Origin of the sequence: Paenibacillus sp. FSL H7-0703 (assembly GCF_038003485.1) — a bacterium.
Lineage (GTDB): Bacteria > Bacillota > Bacilli > Paenibacillales > Paenibacillaceae > Paenibacillus > Paenibacillus polymyxa_B.
The window spans coordinates 5309628-5334565 of the sequence record NZ_JBBOPF010000001.1; the positions used below are offsets into that span (position 1 = coordinate 5309628).

The 24938-nt window shown below is 47.4% G+C and carries 20 protein-coding genes; all 20 read left to right on the forward strand.

The window, feature by feature from the left end; genetic code table 11:
• Positions 1-150: 150 nt before the first annotated feature.
• The 20 genes from MHB46_RS23900 to ftsA all read left to right on the forward strand — a co-directional run bounded on the left by MHB46_RS23900 (position 151) and on the right by ftsA (position 24893).
• The gene (locus MHB46_RS23900) at positions 151-1083 is read left to right on the forward strand and encodes an ABC transporter permease (RefSeq protein WP_023989458.1); all 933 of its coding nucleotides are present in this window, start codon (positions 151-153) and stop codon (positions 1081-1083) included.
• Between the two features lie 4 nt (positions 1084-1087).
• Complete coding sequence (locus tag MHB46_RS23905; RefSeq protein ID WP_013311103.1) at positions 1088-2038, forward strand: ABC transporter permease; 951 nt, start codon at positions 1088-1090, stop codon at positions 2036-2038.
• A gap of 11 nt (positions 2039-2049) precedes the next feature.
• Complete coding sequence (locus tag MHB46_RS23910) at positions 2050-2988, forward strand: ABC transporter ATP-binding protein (RefSeq protein WP_013311102.1); 939 nt, start codon at positions 2050-2052, stop codon at positions 2986-2988.
• 122 nt (positions 2989-3110) lie between these two features.
• Positions 3111-4742, forward strand: coding sequence for a bacillithiol biosynthesis cysteine-adding enzyme BshC (gene bshC / locus MHB46_RS23915; protein WP_341163623.1), 1632 nt, complete (start codon positions 3111-3113; stop codon positions 4740-4742).
• Between the two features lie 63 nt (positions 4743-4805).
• The gene (locus tag MHB46_RS23920; RefSeq protein WP_013311100.1) at positions 4806-6071 is read left to right on the forward strand and encodes an adenosylhomocysteinase; all 1266 of its coding nucleotides are present in this window, start codon (positions 4806-4808) and stop codon (positions 6069-6071) included.
• Positions 6072-6400: 329 nt separating this feature from the next.
• On the forward strand, positions 6401-6838 hold the full coding sequence (gene mraZ, locus MHB46_RS23925; protein WP_013311099.1) for a division/cell wall cluster transcriptional repressor MraZ: 438 nt from the start codon (positions 6401-6403) through the stop codon (positions 6836-6838).
• 17 nt (positions 6839-6855) lie between these two features.
• Positions 6856-7806 (forward strand): 16S rRNA (cytosine(1402)-N(4))-methyltransferase RsmH, encoded by a 951-nt coding sequence (rsmH, locus tag MHB46_RS23930; protein ID WP_061828520.1) that lies wholly within the window; start codon positions 6856-6858, stop codon positions 7804-7806.
• 24 nt (positions 7807-7830) lie between these two features.
• On the forward strand, positions 7831-8211 hold the full coding sequence (locus MHB46_RS23935; RefSeq protein ID WP_254325276.1) for a hypothetical protein: 381 nt from the start codon (positions 7831-7833) through the stop codon (positions 8209-8211).
• 60 nt (positions 8212-8271) lie between these two features.
• The gene (locus MHB46_RS23940; protein ID WP_341163624.1) at positions 8272-10626 is read left to right on the forward strand and encodes a penicillin-binding transpeptidase domain-containing protein; all 2355 of its coding nucleotides are present in this window, start codon (positions 8272-8274) and stop codon (positions 10624-10626) included.
• An 81-nt stretch (positions 10627-10707) separates the two neighbouring features.
• The gene (locus MHB46_RS23945; protein ID WP_341163625.1) at positions 10708-12624 is read left to right on the forward strand and encodes a stage V sporulation protein D; all 1917 of its coding nucleotides are present in this window, start codon (positions 10708-10710) and stop codon (positions 12622-12624) included.
• A gap of 55 nt (positions 12625-12679) precedes the next feature.
• Positions 12680-14167, forward strand: coding sequence for a UDP-N-acetylmuramoyl-L-alanyl-D-glutamate--2,6-diaminopimelate ligase (locus MHB46_RS23950; RefSeq protein ID WP_341163626.1), 1488 nt, complete (start codon positions 12680-12682; stop codon positions 14165-14167).
• Positions 14167-15570 carry a UDP-N-acetylmuramoyl-tripeptide--D-alanyl-D-alanine ligase gene (locus tag MHB46_RS23955; RefSeq protein ID WP_341163789.1) on the forward strand — a complete coding sequence of 468 codons (1404 nt, stop codon included), beginning with the start codon at positions 14167-14169 and terminating at the stop codon, positions 15568-15570. Before MHB46_RS23950 ends, MHB46_RS23955 begins: the two co-directional genes overlap by 1 nt.
• Positions 15571-15592: 22 nt before the next feature.
• Positions 15593-16561: a phospho-N-acetylmuramoyl-pentapeptide-transferase gene (gene mraY, locus MHB46_RS23960; RefSeq protein ID WP_013311092.1), complete on the forward strand. Its 969-nt coding sequence runs from the start codon at positions 15593-15595 to the stop codon at positions 16559-16561.
• Positions 16562-16565: 4 nt separating this feature from the next.
• A complete protein-coding gene (murD, locus tag MHB46_RS23965) occupies positions 16566-17987 on the forward strand; it encodes a UDP-N-acetylmuramoyl-L-alanine--D-glutamate ligase (RefSeq protein WP_341163627.1) in 1422 nt (473 codons plus the stop codon).
• A 49-nt stretch (positions 17988-18036) separates the two neighbouring features.
• Positions 18037-19134 carry a stage V sporulation protein E gene (gene spoVE / locus MHB46_RS23970; RefSeq protein WP_061828513.1) on the forward strand — a complete coding sequence of 366 codons (1098 nt, stop codon included), beginning with the start codon at positions 18037-18039 and terminating at the stop codon, positions 19132-19134.
• A gap of 6 nt (positions 19135-19140) precedes the next feature.
• Positions 19141-20250, forward strand: a complete 1110-nt coding sequence (murG, locus tag MHB46_RS23975) for an undecaprenyldiphospho-muramoylpentapeptide beta-N-acetylglucosaminyltransferase (RefSeq protein ID WP_341163628.1) — start codon at positions 19141-19143, stop codon at positions 20248-20250.
• A 145-nt stretch (positions 20251-20395) separates the two neighbouring features.
• Positions 20396-21301 carry a UDP-N-acetylmuramate dehydrogenase gene (gene murB, locus MHB46_RS23980; RefSeq protein ID WP_341163629.1) on the forward strand — a complete coding sequence of 302 codons (906 nt, stop codon included), beginning with the start codon at positions 20396-20398 and terminating at the stop codon, positions 21299-21301.
• Positions 21291-22601 (forward strand): UDP-N-acetylglucosamine 1-carboxyvinyltransferase, encoded by a 1311-nt coding sequence (gene murA / locus MHB46_RS23985; RefSeq protein ID WP_172828261.1) that lies wholly within the window; start codon positions 21291-21293, stop codon positions 22599-22601. The genes murB and murA overlap by 11 nt, the downstream gene beginning before the upstream one ends.
• A 56-nt stretch (positions 22602-22657) precedes the next feature.
• Positions 22658-23422: a cell division protein FtsQ/DivIB gene (locus MHB46_RS23990; RefSeq protein WP_061828510.1), complete on the forward strand. Its 765-nt coding sequence runs from the start codon at positions 22658-22660 to the stop codon at positions 23420-23422.
• Positions 23423-23621: 199 nt separating this feature from the next.
• The gene (ftsA, locus tag MHB46_RS23995; protein ID WP_013311085.1) at positions 23622-24893 is read left to right on the forward strand and encodes a cell division protein FtsA; all 1272 of its coding nucleotides are present in this window, start codon (positions 23622-23624) and stop codon (positions 24891-24893) included.
• Positions 24894-24938 lie beyond the last annotated feature (45 nt).

Here is a 24938-nt window from a genome sequence, read left to right on the forward strand (position 1 = left end):
GGATAGAACCATATATATCCCGTTTTTTTTGTGTGTCATGGTCTTTTCCATCATCATGTAACCATGCAAATAAGTAGATTGGACAGTCCAATTCTATTTCGATAAAATCGAATGGTGTCGAAAAAAATTTATGGGGGGTGTAAACGGGCAATGACGCGTTATTTGATCAGTAAATTTTTCTACATGCTGCTATCTTTGTTCATTCTGATCTCTGCGACGTTTTTTCTCATGAAAGCAATTCCGGGTAACCCCTTCATGAGTGAAAAAGCGACTTCTCCTGAGATTCAAGCCCGGTTAATGGAGCAATATGGGCTGGATAAGCCTGTATATGTCCAATATTTTAAATACTTAGGTGATATTGCTTCAGGTGATTTTGGTATTTCTATGAAAAAGCTGAATCAAAGTGTAACTGACATTATCGGACAAACGTTTACGGTTTCCCTTAAACTGGGTTTTGTTGCCATAATCGTGTCGATAATTGTCGGTCTCTTGCTAGGTATGCTAGCAGCTTTGTATCATCGTAGGCTAATAGATAACGTTGCAATGGTATTAGCTATCATGGGGATTGCGGTTCCCAGCTTCGTTCTGGCATCGTTGATTCAATTTTTCTTCGCTCAACAGTTAGGTTGGTTTAATGTTATGGGCTTTGACGGTCCGATGGACTACGTTCTGCCTGTTGCAGCTCTATCTGCTTCCCCTATTGCGTTTATCGCTCGACTAACGCGTTCTAGTATGCTGGAAGTGCTTCATGCGGATTACATTAAGACTGCCAAGGCTAAAGGCTTGAAATCCATTACTATTATGTTCAAACACGTTGTGCGTAATGCTATTCTGCCGGTTGTTACCTATGTGGGACCAATGACGGCCAATATTATTACGGGTTCAGTTGTTATTGAACGTATCTTCGGGATTGGCGGTATTGGTAAGGTATTCGTAGATAGTATTACAACCCGTGATTATACCATGATTATGGGAGTTACTATTTTTTACGGTATTTTGCTGATGGTGGCGCGTTTTATTACAGATATTGCATATGGATTTATTGATCCGCGGATTAAGCTTACTGGCGGGAAGGAGGGATAACTTTATGTCTGTTAAAGATAATGCTGTGAACTTGGATAAGCTTCAGGTAAAACCGGAAGATTTCCAGAAGGTCGGGGCGGATGAAAAGCAGTCTGAAGTTATTCAGCGCGAAAGCTTATCCGCTTGGCGAGATGCTTGGGAGCGACTTCGTAAAAACAAACTGGCCATGACAAGCTTGAGTGTTTTGGTTCTCATTGTGCTTGCTTCAATCGTTGGTCCAATGCTGTCCCCATACGATGACCGCACGAATGATTTGTTGAGCACCAATCTTCCTCCTTCGGCGGAACATTGGTTCGGAACAGATGATCTGGGGCGTGATATGTTTGTACGTACTTGGATGGGCGCTCGGATTTCCTTGATTATTGGTTTGGCTGCTGCAATGATTGACTTGATGATTGGAGTTATTTATGGTGGAATTATGGGTTACTTTGGTGGCCGCGTTGATGAAATCATGAATAAATTTTCTGAAATCTTGTACTCCATTCCTTACTTGCTTGTTACGATCCTGTTGCTGGTGGTACTGGAGCCAAGTATCACTACAATTATTATTGCGCTCTGTGTAACGGGGTGGATTAACATGTCGTGGATTGTACGTGGTGAGATGTTACAACTTAAAAACCGAGAATTCGTACTCGCTTCCCGTTCAATGGGTGCAGGTGCTGGTCGTTTGCTGTTCCGTCACTTGTTGCCCAATGCGGTAGGACCGATCATTGTCACACTGACTTTGACAGTTCCAAGTGCTATTTTCTCTGAGGCATTCCTGAGCTTCCTTGGATTAGGGGTACAGGCTCCTCAGGCGTCGCTGGGTTCAATGATTGAATCAGCTCTGACCGGGTGGATGTATTACCCGTGGCGGATGCTTTTCCCAGCAGGTTTGATCAGTTTGATTATGCTTGCGTTCAACCTTTTTGGCGACGGCTTGCGTGATGCGCTTGATCCGAAGTTGAAGAAATAGGAGGTGAGATCATGGTGAGTAGCAACAATTTAATTGAGGTTGAAGGTCTTAAAAAGTATTTTAATGTTGGCAAAAACCGTGTGCTCAAAGCGGTGGACAACCTGAATTTCTATATTCGCGAGGGTGAAACGCTGGGTATGGTTGGCGAATCCGGCTGTGGTAAGTCTACAGCGGGTCGTACGATTTTGCGCTTGTATGAACCTACAGCAGGTAGCGTACGTTTTAACGGTACGGATATTTACAAATTATCACCAAGTAAAATGAAAGCAATGCGCCGTGATATGCAGATGATCTTTCAAGATCCGTATGCATCATTGAACCCGCGTTTTACCGTTTCTGATATTATTGGTGAGGCACTGGATATTCACAATATGGCGGGTAGCCGTGCAGAACGTAAGAAACGGATTGAGGAGTTACTTGATCTGGTTGGTTTGAACCCTGACCATGCAACACGCTATCCGCATGAGTTTTCTGGTGGTCAACGTCAACGGATCGGTATTGCACGTGCACTGGCTGTTAATCCTAAATTCATCATTTGTGATGAGCCGATTTCAGCTCTTGACGTATCTATTCAGGCTCAGGTTGTCAACCTGTTAAAAGAGCTTCAAGAACGTTTGGGTCTAACATACCTGTTCATTGCGCATGATCTGTCGATGGTCAAGCACATCAGTGATCGGGTAGCTGTAATGTATATGGGTAGAATGGTAGAGCTTGCAGAAAGTGCTGAGTTGTATGCAAATCCGATCCATCCTTATACGAAAATGCTTTTGTCGGCGATCCCACTTCCTGATCCAGAAGTAGAAGCCAACAAAAAACGGATTATTATGCCAGGCGACCAAGCAGGCCCGATTCATGATGCATCTGGCAGTAAGACAGGGGCTTATAACCTGGAAAATGCCACGCTCATCGAAGTGTCTAAAGGACATTTTGTAGCTGAGCCTTACGCCTGATCTTGTTTTATGCACCAACCGCCGAGTTATTCGGCGGTTTTTTTTGTAGGAAGCTTTGACGTGGACAGAGGCTTTCGGTACAATCAAGCAGTAAGGTTTTGGTGGAGACAGGAGGCAGACCCATGAAAATAATTCCGGAAACGCTTCGCGGAGGGTCGGCTTTGGCAGAAGATTATATACAGGGTACAGGACGCGCAAGCGACTTGTATGAATATAATGTGCTGCACGCCGATGCTTATGCCCAACGGGCGAAGTGGCTGGATAAGACGGGGCATCTGCGATTAAACCGTAAGGATGTCGTAGCATGTCTTCGTATATACAATGAGAAATACAATTCGTATGAGGCGGTTCGTGCTTCATTGGACCGTCTGGAAAGTCCAGATGCCTTAGTAGTAGCTGGCGGGCAGCAAAGCGGATTGTTCACAGGTCCGATGTTGGTCATTTACAAAGCCGCTACCCTTATTAAGGCGGCGAGAGAAGCTGAGGAACGGCTTGGACGTCCGGTTATTCCCATCTTCTGGATTGCTGGCGAAGATCATGACTGGGACGAGGTCAATCATACATACGTAATGGCAAATGACCCACAAGCCGTCAAAATCAAGCTGAATAAGCAACCTGAACGCCGATCTTCGGTTAGTGCCATTAAAGTTGACGCTTTTGAATGGAAGCAAGCGATAGCGGATATAGAGCAAAGCTTGCCAGATTCAGAACATAAGGCTGATATAATGCGCATGATTGAGAACGGGATAACGGATTCATATGGACTGAGTGAAGCCTTTGCCAAGTTGCTGGGCCTTTTGTTTGGCACCTATGGATTAGTACTCTTGGATTCAGCAGATCCTTCGCTACGCAAGCTGGAAGCATCCGTTTTTAAGCGGCTGGTTCAGCACAATGATGAGTTGGAGCAGGCTTATCGGACGGCTGCCACACGGATCGTAGATTATGGATATCATTTACAAGCCGATGTGCATGAAGGTGGCGCGAATCTCTTTTATATCCATGAAGATGAACGCTTGCTGCTTTTCAAAAAAGCTGGACTATTCACGGATCGACACGGTCTGGTGGCGTTTACTGTGGATGAACTGCTTGAAGAGATAGATAGACATCCCGAACGTTTTAGTAACAATGTGCTAACTCGTCCTCTAATGCAGGATTCACTGTTTCCGGTGCTGGCATCTGTGCTGGGTCTAGGTGAGATTGCTTACTGGGCGATTACACGAGATGCTTTCGAGGTGTTGGAGATGCAGATGCCGATACTGCTGCCACGAATGTCTTTTACGTTGGTAGAGCCAGGTGTGGAGAAGCATATGCTTAAGTATGAATTAAGTTTTGGTCAAGTTAGAGACGGACTTGAGGAGCGGAAAAAGCAATGGATTGCCACTCAAGATCAGCTTGGAATGCAGGATCAGTTTTCAGGGGCTAAGGAAGCTTTTGTCCGCATGTACGAACCACTTGTGCAGCAGACAGGTTTGATTGAAAAAGGTTTGCTACGGCTCGGAGAAACCAACCGCGAGAAGATTCTGGCACAGATCGCCTATCTGGAGGCAAAAGTTCAGGAAGCGTTGCTTCGGCAAAATGAAACAGCACTTCGTCAGTGGGATCGCATCGAATGGTCGCTTTTTCCATTTGGACAGCCGCAGGAGCGGGCGTATACGATCTATCATTTTCTAAACCGTCATGGTCTCAGCTTGATTGATACGATTATGAATGTACCATTGGATCTGACAGGTACGCATCGTGTTATTTATGTATGATTGTTATTTTATATAGGATTTATCATGGAGCAAATTCAACCAATATGAAGGAGGAAACAAAGTATGACTTCCCATTCTCTACAAAATAGCATAGTTCACGATCTTAAATTGGCCCCTGAAGGTCATTTGAAAATTGATTGGGTAGAAGCCCATATGCCGGTATTGAACCGTATACGTCAACAATTCGAGCAAGAGCAGCCTTTTGCTGGTCTGAAGGTAACCATCTGTCTACATTTGGAAGCCAAAACGGCTTACCTGGCTAAAGTGGTACAAGCAGGTGGAGCGCAGGTAACTATTACGGGGAGTAATCCATTGTCTACACAAGATGATGTTTGTGCCGCATTAGTTGAAGATGGCGTTACAGTATTAGCTAAATACAATCCAGACCCAGAAGAATTCAAGAATTTGCAAATCAAGGCACTGGAAACAAAGCCGGATCTCATTATAGATGATGGTGGTGACTTGGTTACTCTGTTGCAATCCGAACGGCCTGATCTGATTTCTACGATCCGTGGGGGAGCAGAGGAGACAACTACTGGCATTATTCGTTTGAAGGCTTTGGAAAAAGAAGGGCAACTTCACTTTCCGATGGTGGCTGTTAATGATGCTTACTGCAAATATTTGTTTGATAACCGCTATGGTACAGGACAGTCAGCTTTCGACGGCATTATTCGTACAACTAATCTGGTTGTAGCAGGAAGTACAGTGGTTGTGGTAGGTTATGGCTGGTGTGGCAAAGGAGTTGCAATGCGTGCGAAAGGGCTGGGAGCCAACGTTGTTGTAACCGAAGTTGATCCGATCAAGGCAGTAGAAGCCCATATGGATGGTTTCCATGTCTTGCCGATGGTAGAGGCTGCCAAACTGGGCGACTTCTTTATTACAGTAACTGGAAACAAGGCTGTAATTACAGGAGAACACTTTGATGTGATGAAGGATGGAGCTGTGCTGTGTAACGCAGGGCATTTTGATGTGGAGGTTAGTAAGCCTGAGCTTGCTAAACGTTCCGAATCCATTCGTACGGTGCGTCGCAATATCGAGGAATATCGCTTTAAAGATGGACGTAAAATGTATTTGCTGGCAGAAGGACGCCTCGTGAATCTGGCTGCTGCTGATGGACATCCTGCGGAAATTATGGATACGACATTTGCGCTTCAGGCGCTTGGCTTGAAATATGTGAATGATCGTTACAATGAGCTAGGCAAAGCCGTTATTAATGTACCATATGAAATTGATGAACAGGTAGCTCGATTCAAGCTTGATAGTCTGGGAATCCAAATTGACACGTTAACTGAAGACCAAAAGATCTATTTGGACAGCTGGAACGCGTAATCGGATTTTCTCATCACGATTTTCGCTGCAAAGTGTTGCGTTTTTATGCAAGTATTTGTTTAGGTTGACATAATGGACAGAGAGTAAGCCCTTTATTCCGTGTTGTTTCGAAACCTGATGCATATTGTCGGGGGACGGCTTCATGGGATAAGGGCTTTTTTGCATCTTGTGACGCGGGGCTACAATAACAGACATAATGGTATGGATCCGGCTTCTATCACTTTTTGGTAACGAAAAAGAGGTCTTTGATTTTTTAAAGCGAATCTATTATGCTTAGGTGGTGGAAAGTGGGCCAAAGTGGGAGAATGGGGTAAGGGGTGACGAAACCAATGTTTATGGGGGAGTTCCAACATAGCATTGATGAGAAGGGGCGGCTTACTGTACCGGCCAAGTTTCGTGAACTTCTCGGTGCCTCGTTCGTGGTTACCCGCGGGTTGGACCAATGCCTCTTCGTGTATCCCATGGATGAGTGGGCTGTCATGGAGAAAAAACTTAAAGCACTGCCTCTGATGAAGGCCGATGCGCGGGCGTTTACCCGTTTTTTTTTCTCGGGGGCGACTGAATGCGAATTGGACAAACAGGGCAGGGTAAATTTACCGGGGAATTTGTGCGAATACGCCAAGCTCACTAAAGAGTGCGTCGTATTGGGAGTGTCCACCCGTGTAGAGATTTGGAGCAAGCACACTTGGGAGCAATATTTCAACCAATCAGAAGAAGCGTTTAACGACATTGCTGAGAAATTGGTTGATTTCAACTTTGAATTGTAATTTAGGAGGTCAGCCGTTTGTTTCACCACATTACCGTACTCAAAGAAGAAGCAACACAGGCACTAAACATCAGGCAGGACGGGATTTATGTGGACTGCACGTTGGGAGGGGCAGGACACAGTTCCGTCATTGCATCACAGCTTGGCCCTGAGGGAAGGCTCATTGCCTTTGATCAGGACGACTGGGCATTGAACAATGCGCGAGAGAAGCTGTCAGCCTATGAAGGCAAGATTTCATTAGTGAAATCCAACTTCCGCCACTTGCAGGACAAGCTGACCGAATTGGGATTGCCCGAGAAAGACGGCGTCCCGCAGGTCCAGGGTATTTTGTTCGATCTGGGTGTGTCCTCGCCCCAGTTCGATGAGGGGGAACGGGGATTTAGCTACAATCATGATGCGCCGCTTGATATGCGGATGGATCAGAGTAGCTCGCTTACGGCTTACGAAATTGTCAATGAATGGTCGGAAGCAGAGATTGCGCGTATTTTGTTTCATTACGGAGAAGAGAAGTTTTCACGGCGGATCGCAAAGATCATGATTGAACGTCGATTGAACAAGCCTATTCACACAACAGGGGAACTTGTCGATATTATCAAAGAAGGAATTCCGGCTGCGGCACGCAGAACCGGGGGACATCCGGCTAAACGCAGTTTCCAGGCTTTGCGGATTGCTGTGAATGATGAGTTGGGTGCACTGGAAGATACTTTGCATCAGGCAGTAAGATGTCTGGCTCCAGGAGGCAGAATTTCGGTCATTACATTCCATTCTCTGGAGGATCGGATATGCAAGCATATTTTCAAGGAGTATTTGGCGAAAAGCATCTATCCATCTGATTTGCCTATATTGGAGGACAAAATGGAAGGCGATCTGAAGCTGGTGAACCGTAAGCCGATTGTGGCGTCGGAGCAGGAATTGGAGCTTAATCCACGGTCCCGGTCAGCGAAGCTGAGAGTTGCCGAAAAATTGTAAATTTAATGGAGAAGGAGAGGCGACATGGCTTATACACGCGGTAATTTGGCTGTAAAAGAAAAAGCCCGTCAGGAACAGGTTCAGCAACAACGGTATCGTGAGACCACCAAAGTCGTTACACGCCGCAGAGAGCTGCCGATTCGAGAAAAGCTGCTGTATCTATTGACACTTGTAGCGTGCATTGTCATTGCTGGTATGTTGATTAGCAGGTACGCTCACATTTATCAAATCAATTATTCGATTAATACGGCAAGCAAGGACATTTCCAAATTACAGACCAATATCGCCCAACTGAAGATTCAAAAGGAACGTCTGGAAAATCAGATCGTGCCGACTGCAAAGCAACAGGGATATATCGAACCAACAAGAGAGCCCATTCGTGTGGAAAAGCAGGCTGCCAAATAGTTAAGGGCATAGCATCAAGCTATGCTCTGACGTACATTTTTTTGCAGAGAGGTTTGAGCTATGGTCAAAAGAATAAAGCTTCGCACACTGCTAATAGGGGGATGTATTACCCTCTTTTTTCTTGTTCTGCTACTTAAGGTATTTTGGATTCAAGTTGTGAGCGGGGAGTACTGGCATAACCTGGTAGTTAATCAAGTAGAAAGAGATCAGGTGATTCAGCCCAAGCGTGGAACCATTACGGACCGTAAAGGAAACGTATTGGCTACGGATGCACCGGCTTATACGGTAGTTGTCAATCCCAGCATCATTCAGGAGTATGATTTGGAGAATGAGGTTGTAGCTAAGCTGCACCAGTTACTCAAAACGCCTGAGGATGAGCTGAGAGGGCATCTTTCTGCAAAGGATAAAAAGGGGAACTACTTAAAAAATCGCGAGATTCGTAATGGGGGCTGGAAGGTAGATCCTGAGGTCAAGGCACAAGTGGATACGTTCAAAGAGTATTTGAAGGATAAGTATGAAGTAATTGGAGCTGTGGACACCGTTCAAGAATCCAAACGCTATTATCCGGAAAATAAGCTGGCTTCCCATGTTCTTGGCTATCAAAGAAAAGATGGCACAGCAGGTATGGGGTTGGAAGCTTATTATAATAAAGAGCTCTCGGGGACGGCTGGAAAGCTTCTGTATCAGCGGGATCGGAAGGGAGTTCCTCTTCAAGGATCTGAAAGTGTCTATGAGCCGGCACAAAATGGTAAAAATTTAAAGCTGACGATTGACGATACAATTCAGTATTATATAGAGGATGCCATGCAGGAAGCTATTGCAAAATACAACCCGAAAACGATGACTGTAGTAGCTGCTGATCCCCAGACGATGGATGTTCTTGGTATGGCAACTTATCCGAATTTTAATCCCAATACATATGGGAGTACGCCCTTGGAATATTTCCGTAATAATGCTACTCAATCTATCTACGAGCCTGGCTCCACGTTTAAGATTGTAACCTTGGCAGCTGCGGTTCAAGAAAAGGTGTTCAATCCAAATGAATCTTACCAATCTGGTATGATTCGGGTCGGAGGCTGGGATATTCGTGATGTAAGCCGCAACTGGGGAACGTTAACCTATCTTCAGGGAGTCAAGCGCTCAAGTAACGTTGGTTTCGTCCATCTGGGTTTGGATAAGTTGGGTGGCGAGAGACTGAAGAAATATATTAATAACTTTGGATTCGGCGTGAAAACGGGCATTGATCTTCCAAGTGAGTCTACCGGAGCTATTACGTTCCATACCCAGTACAAATCCGAGGTCGCAACCGCTTCATATGGACACGGACGTGTTCAGGTGACGCCAATCCAGCAGGTAGCTGCCATCTCGGCAATTGCTAACGGAGGGAAGCTGATGCAGCCTCATCTGGTGAAGGAAATCATCAACCCAGATACAGGCGAAGTTCAGACGATTCAACCGAAGGAAGTCCGCCAAGTGATTACTCGGGAATCGGCAGTCCAGACAAGCAGCTATCTAGAGCAGGTCGTATCGGACCAAGAAATTGGTACGGGACGCCTTGCTTATATTGACGGATATCGTGTAGCTGGTAAAACAGGTACGGCGACGAAGGTCGTCGGAAAAGTATATGACCATTCGAAGGATGTCGTGTCCTTTATAGGTTTTGCACCGGTAAATGATCCGAAAATAGCTGTTTTGGTTGTTATGGACGAACCCAACAAATCAGTAGGCGGCGGTACAGCAGCAGCACCTGTATTTAAAAAAATTGTATCCCAATCGTTGCAATATATGGGGGTTCCAAAAACGGGAACTAAAACGAATAAATCAGGTGCCGCTGTTGTAAAAACAGTGAATTTGCCAACGGTACCAACATTAACTGGTCAGGTGAAGAAGGATGCGCAAAATGCATTGCTCAGACAGGGAATTGCCTATGAAACGGTAGGCAAAGGCTCCAAAATTGTTCGCCAGTATCCTGAAGCAGGCGTCAAAATGAAACCCGGACAACGCATTTACTTGCTGACTGAGGATAGTGCCAACATGACTATTCCTGATTTTACAGGTGTATCGTTGCGTGACACACTTCAAGTTCTGACCCTTATGAAGGTTGGTGTGCAGGTAAGCGGCGAAGGTTATGTTGTCTCTCAAAAGGCGCAAATGGTAAATGGAAAGCGGATCGTCAGCGTGACGCTTCAGCCGGCCAAAGAAACGGTGACCGGAGTGAAACCGGAGGAAACACAGGACTCGACCAATGGAGTTGCAGCTAACCAGACCGGCAGTGCAACAAAAACGGAGGTCGATACTAAAACTGATTCCGGTACTACTGCTGATGCTGGAACAGACTCGGGAGCTCCTAAGAGAGGAATATCTGCTGTTGCAGATGAGGAAAGTGCTGCTGCGATTAAAGGCGAGGATAACTGATAGCTTGTTCTAATGTCCGTTCTTTTGAATATTCATGAGGTAAGACATGTCATGAGTATTTGAGGAACGGAGGGAGCGCGTTTGAAAAAATCTAACGTGACCATGCGGCGGAGGCTGGTATGGGGGCTAATGGGATTATTTGTACTGTTTGCGGCCTTGTCGATCCGGCTCGCCTATGTTCAATTGGGTAAAGGAGGCGAGCTCTCGGCCAAGGCTGAGGATTCGTGGCGCCGCAATATTCCATTTGCCGCCAAGCGTGGCGAAATTTTGGATCGGCAGGGTACGGCGCTGACCTATAATGTCAGTTCGCCGACAGTCATGGCGATACCAGTTCAAATTAAGGAGCCGGAAGAAACGGCACGCAGACTGGCGCCCTTGCTGGATATGAGTGAGGATAAAGTGCTCAAGTTGATTACCAAACGAACAGCAAGCCAAAAACTTCAGCCCGGCGGACGAAAAATTACGATGGAGAAAGCGCAGCAAATTCGTGATTTGAAGCTGCCGGGTATCGTCGTTGCTGAAGACAACAAACGTTATTATCCTTATGGTGATCTAGCGGCTCATATTCTTGGGTTTACAGGAATTGATAATCAAGGGCTGACAGGAGTAGAGAAGCAGCAAAACAGTAAGCTTCGGGGAATCGACGGAAGCATTGCGTATTTATCGGATGCAGGTGGTCGTCTAATGCCTGGTTCTTCTGAAAAATACATTGAACCGAAGGATGGACTGAATTTACAATTAACCATTGATAAGTCTGTGCAGTCCATTATGGAACGGGAGCTTGACCAAGCCATGGTCAAATTTCAGGCGAAGTCCGCGTTGTCTATAGCTATGAACCCTAAGACGGGTGAAATATTAGGCATGGCTGGACGACCAAGCTATGAACCAGCACTATACAAGCAATATGCGCCTGAAATCTATAATCGAAATCTGCCTATCTGGATGACATATGAACCTGGGTCTACTTTCAAAATTATTACACTGGCGGCTGCCTTGGAAGAAAAGAAGGTCAATCTCAAAAATGACCGGTTTTTTGATCCGGGATATATTGAAGTCGGTGGAGCACGACTGCGTTGCTGGAAGAAAGGCGGACATGGAAGCCAAACTTTCCTTCAAGTGGTGGAGAATTCTTGCAACCCCGGTTTTGTAACATTAGGGCAGCGATTAGGTAAAGAAACACTGTTCAAATACATTCGCAATTTTGGCTTCGGCAGCAAAACGGGGATCGACATGATTGGTGAGGGCAACGGTATTTTGTTCAAACTACCTCAGGTCGGTCCTGTAGAGCTGGCTACAACCGCTTTTGGTCAAGGGGTGTCTGTTACTCCGATCCAGCAGGTTACGGCTGTATCAGCGGCAATCAATGGCGGTAATCTTTATAAGCCTCACATTACAAAAGGTTGGGTTCAGCCGGGAACCGGAAAAGTGCTGGAAAAAATAGAGCCAGAACTGGTACGTAGGGTTATTTCAGAGGAAACCTCCCGACAGGTAAGGGAAGCGCTGGAAAGCGTCGTTGCTAAAGGTACAGGTCGTCCTGCTTTCATTGAAGGCTACCGGGTGGGAGGTAAAACGGGGACAGCACAAAAGGTGATTAACGGGCGTTATTCTTCCTCGGAGCATATTGTATCCTTTATTGGTTTTGCACCGGCGGATGATCCGCAAATCGTCGTTTATACCGCTGTCGATAACCCGAAGGGCATTCAATTCGGCGGGGTGGTTGCTGCGCCAATCGTGCAAAATATTTTAAAGGACGCGCTGATTGCCTTAAAAATACCGCCTCGCACCAATCAAATTGCCAAAGAGTACAAGTATGGAGAAAATCCGATCGAAACGGTACCTGATCTGGTAGGTGCTACTGCAGCTGATTTGTACGAAGATATGAATATGAACTTTATGCTCGTGAAATCTGGGTCAGGCAAGACGGTCGTGAGTCAGGCGCCGAAGCCGGGCTCCAGATTGGAGCGGGGATCAACGATCCGTATTTACATGGGGGATTGATAGGTTCATTTTATACCATACTATGAATAACGAGAGAGCAATGGAGGAATGAAAGATGCAGCTTCAACAATTGGCTTCACTGCTGGCCGTCTCCCGTGTGGTGGGTGACGGTACAGTGGATTGCCGAGGAATCGGGGCGGATTCACGTCGAGTGCAACAGGGAGATTTATTTCTATGTTTGCCAGGTTTTACAGTGGACGGACATGACTATGCTGAGCAGGCAATTGCGTCCGGGGCGGCAGCTTTGGTCGTTGAACGGGAACTGGATGCACCTGTTCCACAGCTTGTAGTTAAGGATGCACGACATGCCATGGCGGTTTTGGCGGATTATATGTTTGATTCACCGAGCCGACGTATGCGCATGATCGGCATAACCGGAACCAACGGTAAAACAACGATAACTTATCTGATTGAAAAGATCATGAAGGATGCCGGGGTGAACACCGGACTGATTGGTACGATTCAAATGCGTTACGGAGGTCAGTCTTACCCAATGTCTGGTACTACGCCCGAAGCGGTGGAACTGCAACGTTATCTCGGAAATATGGCAGAGCAGGGGGTTCAATGCTGTGTCATGGAAGTATCCTCACATGCGTTGGAGCAGGGCCGCGTCAAAGGAACTGATTTTCGCACCGCTATATTTACAAACCTGACGCAGGACCACCTGGACTACCACAACACAATGGAGGAGTACCGTGCTGCAAAAGGACTTTTGTTCTCTAGGTTGGGAAATGCTTTCTCGCGGGATGCATCAGATAGCAAATATGCTGTTCTGAATGCAGACGATCCGGCTTCTTCCTATTTGCAGACTCAAACTGCGGCCCAAGTGATTACATACGGCGTGGAAAAGGAGTCTGATGTGCAGGCATCTCGTATCACTATAGGTTCCAAGGGAACCTCCTTCCATGTGTCTACTTTTAAAGGAGATACCGATATTGAGCTTCGAATGGTTGGCAAGTTCAATGTGTACAACGCACTGGCGGCCATTACCGCTGCTTTGCTGGAAGGAATCTCGCTGGTGGATATCAAGCGCAGTCTAGAGTCTATCGCAGGCGTAGATGGGCGGGTAGAGCCTGTAGATGCGGGTCAGCCCTTTGCTGTTATTGTAGATTATGCCCATACACCGGACGGATTGGAAAATGTCCTTCGCACCGTAAAGGAATTTGCGGTCGGTAAAGTATGGTGTGTATTTGGATGCGGCGGCGACCGAGATCGTACGAAACGCCCATTGATGGGGAAAATTGCTGCGCGTTACAGCGATCACTCGTTTATTACTTCCGACAATCCGCGAACAGAGGACCCGAAAGTGATTTTGAAAGACATCGAACAAGGGCTGATCGACGAAGGTGTACCCGCAGAACGATACGAATTGATCGTGGATCGCAGAACTGCAATTCATAAAGCTGTTGAAATGGCAAGCCCTGACGATGTAGTATTGATTGCGGGAAAAGGTCATGAGACTTACCAATTGATCGGAAAAACGGTGCATGAATTCGATGACCGCATCGTAGCCAAAGAAGCGATAAGGGGTTTATCCAAGTGATGAAAAGAACAATCGGTCAGATTGCATCTATGTGTGGAGGAATACTTCACGGAGAAGCGGACACCGAACAGATGGTCGAAGGCGTTTTTACAGATTCTCGCAGGCCGCAGAGCCAAGGGTTGTTTGTTCCACTCGTGGGCGAACGGTTTGATGGGCATAATTATGTGCAGCAGATCGTAAGCGAGGCAGGTGCAGCTGCATTTTTATGGCAAAAGGATCATGGAGCACCTCCGGCTGAGAACGCTATTGAGGTAGAGGATACGTTAGAAGCCCTTCAGCATCTAGCAGCTGCGTACTTACGCGAAACCGGCGTTTCTGTCGTTGGAATCACGGGAAGCAACGGCAAGACGACAACGAAAGACATCGTAAACGCTCTGCTGGGCACGACTTTTAAAGTACACAAAACCGAAGGGAATTATAACAATCATATCGGTTTGCCTTTAACGGTACTGTCCATGCCGCAGGATACAGATATTCTCATTCTGGAGATGGGCATGAGTGGACGTGGAGAGATTCGTCTGCTGGCTAATATTGCCCAACCAGATGTAGCTATCATAACGAACATAGGCGAATCGCACTTGCTGCAGCTTGGTTCTCGTGCGGAAATCGCTCGTGCAAAGTTGGAGATCACAAGTGGCCTTAAGGCTGGTGGTTTGCTGATCTACAACGGGGATGAACCACTGCTTTCACAAGTGTTGGCGGAGTCTGAAACGGTCAAGCCTGAAGGTTTAAAATTGTTTACGTTCGGGCTAGTTGCAGGCAACGATGACTATCCAACTGAAATCACTTCCGATGGAGAAGGCAGCTTATTTATAACAGCCCAATCTGGCAAAGAGGCTTTCCGGCTTCCCTTGCTTGGACAGCACAATGTTGTAAATGGTTTGGCAGCACTGGCGGTAGCGCGTCATTTCAATGTCGATGTAGACCATATACGTAAAGGGTTGTCGTCTTTAAAGCTGACGGGCATGCGCATTGAGGTCGTGAACTGTCCTAATGGACTTACCGTGCTAAACGACGCTTATAATGCCAGTCCGGCTTCAATGAAGGCTGCAATTCAGACGTTGTCTGCGTATAAAACGGACGGACGTAAAATCGCCGTGCTTGGTGACATGCTGGAGTTGGGACCTGAGGAAAAGCAATTCCATGAGGAAATTGGAATTTTCGCGGCAAAGCACGACGTAGAAGTACTGTTTACCTACGGTGCGTTAGGCACTTCGATTGCGCAGGGTGCGCAAGAGTTGATGCCAATTGCTAACGTTCACGCTTATACAGATAAGCAAGAGCTGATCCAGTATTTGCTGGTTCATCTCCACGCCAATGATATTGTGCTGGTTAAGGCATCCAGAGGGATGCGACTAGAAGAAATTGTGGATGCGCTGAAAAACGGTCCGCTACAGAACTGATGTTGACGAGAGGGAGACTCCCATGGATATTCAATTATTACTGCTGACGATCGTCGTATCGTTTATATTGGCGGTCATTGCCGCTCCACTGCTCATTCCGCTGCTGCGGCGAATGAAATTCGGCCAGCAGGTCCGGGATGACGGGCCACAAAGCCATCTTAAAAAAATAGGTACGCCTACAATGGGCGGTATCGTGATTCTGGTGGCTTTTACGCTGACCTTTCTTAAGTTTTCAGCTATCAAAAATACGGACTTTTACGTTCTGCTGGTTGCTACGCTGGGTTTTGGGCTGATCGGCTTTTTGGACGACTATATCAAGATTGTATTCAAACGCTCGTTAGGTCTGACGGCGCGTCAAAAGCTGTTTGGGCAATTATTGTTTGGCGCGATCATGTGCTGGCTTCTGCTTAGCAATGATCATAGTACTGCGATCGGCATCCCTGGAACGTCATGGTCATTTGATTGGGGCGGCTGGTTTTATTATCCGTTCATCATTATCATGATGCTGGCGATTAGCAATGCTGTCAATTTCACGGATGGGCTGGACGGGCTGCTGTCCGGTACAAGTGCCATTGCCTTTGCTGCTTATGCCATTGTCGCGATTCAGGCAACCTCGCTTCCGGCAGCAGTATGCTCAGCGGCTATGATTGGCGCTGTACTCGGATTTCTTGTATATAATGCTCATCCTGCCAAGGTGTTTATGGGTGACACAGGCTCGCTGGGAATCGGCGGCGCCATAGGTGCCATTGCCATCGTTACGAAAAGCGAAATTTTGTTCCTCATTATCGGTGGTGTATTCGTAATTGAAATGCTGTCCGTAGTCTTGCAAGTAGCTTCCTTTAAAACACGTGGCAAGCGTATTTTCAAAATGAGCCCGATTCATCATCATTTCGAGCTGTCCGGCTGGTCCGAATGGCGCGTAGTCATTACATTCTGGGCTGTAGGACTGCTGTTGGCAGGACTCGGACTTTATCTCAACAAGGGGTTGTAGACAAATGAACCATCCAGACGCATACAGAGATCAGGAAGTCGTCATTATCGGTCTTGCTAAAAGCGGCGTGCAAGTTGCCAAGGTGCTGCACCAGGCCGGAGCCAAGCTGACAGTTAATGATAAAAAAGATAGGGAACAATGTCCCGAAGCTTCTGAATTAGAGGCTTTGGGAATTTCCGTTTTATGCGGGGGTCACCCAGAAGGGCTAATTCATCCTGGAGTGAAGCTGGTTGTCAAAAATCCAGGGATTCCTTATACGGCCCCTCCCGTACAGAAAGCTGTCGAGCTCGGCATTGAGGTCGTGACCGAGGTTGAGGTCGCCTACCATCTATGTAAAGCTCCGATCATCGGAATTACTGGCTCCAACGGAAAGACGACCACGACCACTTGGGTAGGCAAGCTGTTGGAAGCATCCGGCATGAATCCAATCGTGGCTGGTAATATCGGTACGCCCGTATGTGAGGCGGCTGTGGATGCCAAGTCGGACGAGTGGATGGTTGTGGAGCTGAGCAGCTTTCAGTTGAAAGGAACAAAAGATTTCAAGCCCACTGTGGCCTGCCTGCTCAATGTAGCTGAGACCCATTTGGACTACCACGGAGGCATGGAGGATTACGTTGCATCCAAGGCGCGTCTATTTGCCAATCAAACGGCAGCGGATACTGCGGTGGTGAACTGGGATGACCCCGTCTGCCGGGAGCTCGTACCCTATATAAAAGCGAAGCTGCTTCCGTTCTCTATGACAGAACGTTTGCAGGAAGGGTTGTTCGCTGACCCGCCATACATACCGGATGTGACGGACGATATTGAACGTAGCATCGTATACCGCGATGGAAATGGTGTGCTGCATCCCATTATAGGCGTAGCTGAGATTGGACTTCCCGGTCGTTTTAACGTAGAAAATGCTCTTGCTGCTTGCGCAATCGCCATTGCTGCAGGCGCAGAACCAGCGAATTTGGCAGAACCATTAAGTATTTTTCGCGGCGTCGAACATCGGCTTGAATATGTTTTAGAACACGCTGGTGTAGCTTATTACAATAACTCCAAAGCAACCAATTCGAAAGCAACAATGATGGCCTTATCTTCCTTTAAGCAACCGATTGTACTCATTGCCGGAGGATTGGATCGCGGCTCTGATTATACAGAGCTCGTACCTTCCTTGCAGGAAGGTGTGAAAGCCGTTGTGCTCTTGGGTGAGACACGGCATAAGCTGGCTGAGCGGGCCCATCAGGCTGGAATAGAGCATGTCAAGGTCGTCGATAATGGGGAGGATGCCGCCGCTACGCTCGTGGAGGCTGTGAACAAGGCTGCTGAATTTGCTGAGACGGGAGATGTAGTATTACTCTCACCCGCCTGTGCAAGCTGGGATATGTTCCGATCCTATGAAGAGCGTGGACGTATTTTTAAAGAGGCGGCGCATAAATTGTAAGTAGGGGGGTTGGATAAGCCCCTACTTTTATGCAAGGGGTGGCCTCCTGATGAAGCAATCTCGTCCAGCGCCGGATCTATGGCTTTTCGTTTGTATTGTAAGCTTATTAGCCATCGGCATGGTTATGGTATACAGTGCGGGCGCCGTCCTCGCTTTTCACGAGTACGGGGACTCCTACTATTTTGTAAAGCGGCAATTGCTGTTTGCAGGGCTCGGCCTTGTAGCGATGTACTTTACTGCCAGAACGGACTACCGGATCTGGCAGAAATATGCCAAGGTCGTGTTGTTGATCTGTCTAGCGCTGCTGGTTGCCGTATTAATTCCCGGCATTGGTGTAGTAAGAGGCGGTGCACGAAGCTGGCTCGGTATTAGCTCTTTCGGCATTCAGCCTTCCGAGTTTATGAAGCTGGGTATGATTCTTTTTCTCGCTCGTTGGCTCAGTCGTCCTGACTATGATATTAGCTCTTTTACGCGCGGCCTGTTGCCCCCGCTTGGACTCATGGGACTGGCTTTTGGGCTTATTATGCTCCAGCCCGATTTGGGCACAGGCACGGTAATGATGGGAGCGTCCATGCTCATCGTATTTACGGCAGGCGCGCGTATGAAGCATCTCGGTCTGCTGGCTCTGTCGGGAGCAGCAGGGTTCGCTGCACTGATTGCAGCTGCGCCTTATCGACTCCAGCGCATCACCGCTTTTCTGGACCCTTGGTCCGATCCGCTTGGCGCAGGCTATCAAATTATTCAATCGCTATATGCGATTGGTCCTGGCGGGCTGGCGGGCTTGGGACTCGGCATGAGTCGACAAAAATATAGCTACGTTCCTGAGCCGCAAACTGATTTTATTTTTTCCATTTTGGCGGAGGAGCTTGGCTTTATCGGTGGAATGACGGTGCTGGGGCTCTTTTTGGTTCTCGTATGGAGAGGAATGCGTGTCGCTATAACTATTCCGGATACCTATGGCAGTTTGCTTGCGGTGGGTATTGTCGCAATGGTCGCCGTACAGGTCGTCATTAATATTGGTGTCGTTATCGGTTTAATGCCGGTGACAGGAATAACACTGCCCTTAATCAGCTATGGAGGTTCTTCTCTGACCTTAATGCTAACAGCTCTGGGCATTTTACTAAATTTATCACGTTATGCGAGGTGAACGTTTATGCGCGTCGTGTTGAGCGGCGGCGGCACCGGAGGGCATATTTATCCGGCGCTGGCCGTAGCCAGACAGTGCGAAGAGATTGATCCGGACGCTGAATTTTTATATATTGGCGGTCAACGAGGACTCGAAAGCAAGTTGGTTCCTCAGGAAAAAATTCCATTTGAGGCTATTGATATCACAGGATTTCGCCGCAGCTTGTCTGTGGAAAATATAAAAACGATCATGCGCTTTTTCAAAGGGGTTCGCAGATCCAAAGCATTATTAAAGAAATTTAAGCCAGATGTCGTTATTGGCACTGGGGGATATGTATGCGGCCCCGTCGTTTATGCAGCTTCCAAGTTGGGAATTCCCAGCATTATTCATGAGCAAAATGCAATTCCAGGGTTGACTAATACATTTCTGAGTCGCTATGTGGATACAGTGGCTGTTAGCTTTGAAGGCTCAGAAGGAGCTTTCCCCAAAGCTAAAAATGTACTGTACACTGGGAACCCGCGTGCTACAACAGTTCGTTTGGCTAACCGGGATCGGGGATTTGCTTCAATTGGGGTTCCGATGAACAGTTCGGTCGTCCTTGTGGTCGGTGGCAGCAGGGGAGCGAAGGCCATTAATGACGCCATGATTGCAATGGCTCCGCAACTTTCGCAACTGAAAGACGTCCATTTTGTATATGTAACCGGTGAATCTTATTATGAGCAAACGCTGGATAGCATACGGAATCAGATCGGCTCATTGCCCAATCATCTACATGTGCTTCCCTATATTCACAATATGCCAGAGGTGCTGGCTTGTACCTCATTAATTGTTAATCGCGCAGGTGCGTCCTTCTTGGCAGAGATCACATCTTTGGGCATTCCGTCCATTCTGATCCCATCACCTAATGTGACGAATAACCATCAGGAGGCTAATGCTCGTACACTTGAAAAGGCAGGCGCATCCGTCATGATTGTAGAAAAGGAACTGAGTGGCCCGGCCCTGTTTCAATCTATAGCGGGAATTATGAAGGATGAGGCACGGAGAAGTCGCATGGCAGAGTCGGCGTCTGCGCTCGGCAAGCCTGACTCAGCAGATATTTTAGTAAAAGAAATGGAACGTCTTGCCCATAAAAGGTAGTCTGCAGCGCAGAATTGGGCGGTTGTCACACACCGGATGGTATTTACATAGGATACCCTATAGATTGTGACCATCACTCAGGCTGCCGGTTGTCAGGTGAGAGCCTTATAACCATGCGGGCAAGCAACAAGGAGGTTTCAGTACAATGCAGCAATGGATGCCATTATTAGCGGAGCATGATATCGGAAAAGTGCTGGAGCATGAGCCGCTGTCCAAATATACGACATGGAAGATTGGAGGCCCTGCGGATGCACTTGTCATCCCGGATACCAAAGAGCAGCTGGCAAGAGTTTTGAAGCTGGCTAGCGAGCACAGAATTCCCTGGATGCAGTTGGGGCGGGGCTCCAACATGCTCGTCTCTGACAAAGGGATACGGGGACTTGTGATCAAGCTGGGGCCAGGATTTGATTATGTTCATTTTGAGGATGAACAGATCGTTGCTGGAGGAGGCGTCTCACTGGTCAAACTGTGCGTTATGGCCAGCAAACAGGGCCTGTCCGGTCTTGAATTTGCTGGTGGTATCCCAGGATCAGTCGGTGGGGCTGTCTACATGAACGCCGGTGCCCATGGGTCTGATGTGTCACAAATATTCCAGTCCGCTGAGATTGTACTGGATACAGGGGAATTGGCTGTGTACGATGCTGACAATATGCATTTCAGCTATCGTCACTCCGTGTTGCATGAGCAACGTGGAATGGTGACAGAGGCAGTGTTTCGGATGAAGCGGGGCGATCGGGAGGAAATTTCATCAGCGCTTGCGGCTTTTAAAGACCGCCGTCGGCTGACCCAGCCGCTACAGTTAGCTTGTGCAGGAAGCGTGTTCCGTAATCCTCCAGGTGACTATGCTGCTCGTCTTATTGAGAGCGCAGGTCTCAAGGGCTTGAAGGCGGGAGGCGCTGAGGTATCTGTACAGCATGCCAATTTCATTGTAAATACCGGTCAAGCGACAGCAGAGGACGTGCTTACCCTAATGAAGCATATTCAAAGTACAATATCATCTCAAACCGGCATCAAGCTAGTTCCGGAGGTTTTCGTAGTGGGTGAGCGGTAAACTCGGAGGTGATACATTGGACAAATTGGTGATTGAGGGAGGCCGTCCCCTGTCAGGCACCATACGTATCCATGGGGCAAAAAATGCGGCACTACCTATTCTTGCAGCGAGCTTACTTGCACAAGGTAAGGTAGAAATTCGGAATGTGCCCCATCTTTTAGACATTAAGGTCATGCTGCACATCCTTGAAAGACTCGGCTGTACATGCCGACATGAAGAGGAAACGGTATACGTGGATACGTCGTCCGTCCGAACGTTCCAAATTCCGGAAGATTTGATGAAGCAAATGCGCTCATCTATCTTTCTGATGGGACCGCTGCTCGCCAGATATGGAGAGGTTTCCATTTACCAGCCCGGAGGCTGCGCCATAGGCGAGCGCAAAATTGATCTTCACCTAGAGGGCTTAAAAGCTCTTGGCGCAGAGATAGAGGAAAAAGACGAGCAAATTACGTTTCGAGCCCACAAGCTAATCGGCTCGGACATCCACATGGATTTCCCGAGTGTAGGTGCAACGGAAAATATTATGATGGCCGCTGCGTTGGCTGAAGGACGAACAACGATCACCAATGCAGCGAGGGAACCGGAGATTCAGGATCTACAAAACTTCTTGAATGCCATGGGAGCCCGCATTATTGGTGCTGGAACCGACACGATTACAATCACGGGGGTCAGTCGCCTCAATCCGTGTACGTATGAGGTCATTCCTGACCGCATAGTAGCTGGAACGGTTATGATTGCAGCTGCAGCTACACGAGGAAGTGTGTCGCTGACCCACTGCAATCCATCCCACTTGTCTGCTCTGATTCACGTCCTCAGGCGGGCTGGTGTTCAAATCGGCATCTTGAATGATATAATGACCGTAAGTTGTATGAGTCGTCCCAAAGCAGTGGAGAGGATCGTTACCTCCCCTTACCCGTCTTTTCCGACGGATTTGCAATCACAGGTCATGGTTTTGCTTTCTTTGGCGGACGGATTCAGTGTCATGAAAGAGACCGTCTTCGAAAGCCGATTCAAACATGTGGATGAACTAAATGTAATGGGTGCTGATATTACGGTTGATGCAAATGCTGCTTTTATAAGAGGAGTTTCTCGTCTGTACGGGGCTACGGTAGAGGCTACCGATCTGCGGGCAGGGGCAGCGCTGGTCATAGCGGGTCTAGCGGCTCAAGGACGTACTATTGTCGAGCAGGTTCATCATATTGACAGAGGGTATGACCGGATCGAACGTCTTTTCCAGGGACTGGGTGCCCGAATGAGCCGTCAGTCTCCGGTGCCGGAGCACCTGGATTTCGTAAATTAATGCCTGTAATGTCCCTCCGTTAACGGGGGGACAAAAGGCTTTTGTGGAGAGAAGCTATGCCAAATGCTCAAATACCTGTTCTTAAAAAGAACAGAACGAAAAAAAGAACAAGCCGGAAGATTGCTATTCTTCTCATTTTGTTGTTTATCGTACTGCTCGCTGTTCTCTTTTTCCGTTCTTCGTTGAGTCGGGTTTCTGAAATTCGTTTTGATGGTAATGTATTTTCGACCCGAGATCAGCTTCTTAATCGAAGCGGTCTGGCTGTTGGAGACCAGTATTTCGGAGTCAGTTCATCCGACATCTCTGAGAAGCTGCGGGAAATTCAATCGATACAGCAAGTCACAGTGGACAAGCAGTTTCCGGGTATCATTGCTATTCACATTAAAGAGTTTGCTACGGTCGCTTACGAGTTGCAGAGTGATGGGAGCCTTCGTGCTATTCTAGCGAATGGGACAAGCGTGAGCGTGGGGAGTAGCGGAATAGCTGTTGAGAAGCCTATTTTGACCAAATGGAAATCTGATGATCCGTACAAAGCGAAGCTGTGTGATGCTTTATCGCGCATTCCGGGGGAATGGACAGCCGATATTTCGGAAATCATTCCCGCACCGATTCCTTCTTTTCCGGATCGCATCAAAATGTACACACGTTCCCAGTTTGAGGTTATTACAACTGTTTCTCTACTGAATTCTAAAATCAGCTATTTGAACCAGGTGCTAGAAACAGAAGATCCAGGTTTGATCACCATGTTGGAGGCGGATTCCTACGTTCCGTTCAAACCGGATACGAGTGAAGAGGGTCAAGAAAAAGATACTACTCAGTGATGTGAAAAAATGCTAGAATTGATTTTATGGGTAATAGACTTGCCTCCTTCTTTTTTCTTCAAATTTTTATGTGACTGCAACCATAAATTGGCTTCTAAAAAATTTGTAGAAAAAAGAGGGAAAGCATGGAGTATGTTGAATATGTACAGAGTGTGTTTAAAGAACGAAATTCATTTTGGAGTCAGGAGGTGCCACAGACTTGAGCAACAATGACATCATTGTTAGTTTGGACATCGGTACATCCAAAGTTCGGGCTATTATTGGGGAAATGAATAATGGAACCTTTAATATTATTGGAGTTGGATCTGCCGACTCGGAAGGGATTCGCAAAGGTGCAATTGTAGACATTGATCAAACCGTGCAATCAATCCGTAACGCCGTGGATCACGCAGAACGCATGGTTGGTATTCAAATAACAGAAGTGTATGTGGGGATTTCAGGCAATCATATTGGCCTGCAAAATAGTCATGGCGTAGTAGCCGTGTCCAACGAGGACCGTGAAATCGGTGAGGAGGACATTGAGCGTGTACTGAAGGCAGCTGAGGTTATTGCCGTACCACCGGAGAGAGAAATTATTGACGTGGTAGCCAAGCAGTATGTCGTGGATGGCCTTGAAGGCATTCAGGACCCTCGCGGTATGATTGGAGTTCGTCTCGAAGTAGAGGCTACGATTGTTACTGGAGGCAAGACCCCGATACATAATCTGTTGCGCTGCGTTGAGAAAGCCGGCTTGAGGATTAAAGATCTGGTCTTGCTGCCTCTTGGAGCCGGACAATTGTCTCTTTCGAAGGATGAAAAGGTGATGGGTTCAGTGCTAGTGGATATTGGTGCAGGATCTACGAATGTTGCCATTTTCCAGGAAGGAACGATTGTTGCCACATCAACACTTCCGATTGGTGGAGAATTTGTAACCAATGATATTGCCTACGGACTGAGAACCCTTACCGATCAAGCCGAAAAAGTAAAGCTTAAATACGGCTGCGCATGGTATGATGATGCGGCAGCCGATGTCGTCTTTAAAGTGACGCGTATCGGCAGTAATGTGGATAAGGAATTCAACCAGCAGGATTTGGCTGCTATTATTGAGCCGAGAGTGCAGGAAATTTTTCAACTCATTCAGGCGGAAGTTAAGCGCTTGGGTTACACAGAGCTTCCGGGAGGTTATATACTTACCGGAGGCACCGTCTCCATGCCTGGTGTACTTCAGGTGGCACAAAGCGAACTGGCCGCTTCCGTAAGGATCGCCGTACCTGATTTTATCGGTGTAAGGGATCCGGGCTACACGAGCGGAGTTGGAATCTTGCATAATGCTATTCGTTACTATCGCGGAAGATCGACTAGCGTTAGCAACAGTGGCGGAAGTACCAAGAAGCCGACTAACCGAACCAAAAGCAGTAGTCCCGCTGCGGAAGGCGAGCAAAAGCAGGGGTTGATTGAACGCTTAAAAAATATGTTCAGTGAATTTATATAACGTTCATTGCTAATTATGCCAATCATGGACGGGCCATCCATGCAC

Coding starts and splice junctions, on each gene's coding strand:
- MHB46_RS23900 (WP_023989458.1), top strand. CDS start 151: ATGACGCGTTATTTGATCAGTAAATTTTTCTACATGCTGCTATCTTTG.
- MHB46_RS23905 (WP_013311103.1), top strand. CDS start 1,088: ATGTCTGTTAAAGATAATGCTGTGAACTTGGATAAGCTTCAGGTAAAA.
- MHB46_RS23910 (WP_013311102.1), top strand. CDS start 2,050: ATGGTGAGTAGCAACAATTTAATTGAGGTTGAAGGTCTTAAAAAGTAT.
- bshC (WP_341163623.1), top strand. CDS start 3,111: ATGAAAATAATTCCGGAAACGCTTCGCGGAGGGTCGGCTTTGGCAGAA.
- MHB46_RS23920 (WP_013311100.1), top strand. CDS start 4,806: ATGACTTCCCATTCTCTACAAAATAGCATAGTTCACGATCTTAAATTG.
- mraZ (WP_013311099.1), top strand. CDS start 6,401: ATGTTTATGGGGGAGTTCCAACATAGCATTGATGAGAAGGGGCGGCTT.
- MHB46_RS23935 (WP_254325276.1), top strand. CDS start 7,831: ATGGCTTATACACGCGGTAATTTGGCTGTAAAAGAAAAAGCCCGTCAG.
- MHB46_RS23940 (WP_341163624.1), top strand. CDS start 8,272: ATGGTCAAAAGAATAAAGCTTCGCACACTGCTAATAGGGGGATGTATT.
- MHB46_RS23950 (WP_341163626.1), top strand. CDS start 12,680: ATGCAGCTTCAACAATTGGCTTCACTGCTGGCCGTCTCCCGTGTGGTG.
- MHB46_RS23955 (WP_341163789.1), top strand. CDS start 14,167: ATGAAAAGAACAATCGGTCAGATTGCATCTATGTGTGGAGGAATACTT.
- mraY (WP_013311092.1), top strand. CDS start 15,593: ATGGATATTCAATTATTACTGCTGACGATCGTCGTATCGTTTATATTG.
- murD (WP_341163627.1), top strand. CDS start 16,566: ATGAACCATCCAGACGCATACAGAGATCAGGAAGTCGTCATTATCGGT.
- spoVE (WP_061828513.1), top strand. CDS start 18,037: ATGAAGCAATCTCGTCCAGCGCCGGATCTATGGCTTTTCGTTTGTATT.
- murG (WP_341163628.1), top strand. CDS start 19,141: ATGCGCGTCGTGTTGAGCGGCGGCGGCACCGGAGGGCATATTTATCCG.
- murB (WP_341163629.1), top strand. CDS start 20,396: ATGCAGCAATGGATGCCATTATTAGCGGAGCATGATATCGGAAAAGTG.
- MHB46_RS23990 (WP_061828510.1), top strand. CDS start 22,658: ATGCCAAATGCTCAAATACCTGTTCTTAAAAAGAACAGAACGAAAAAA.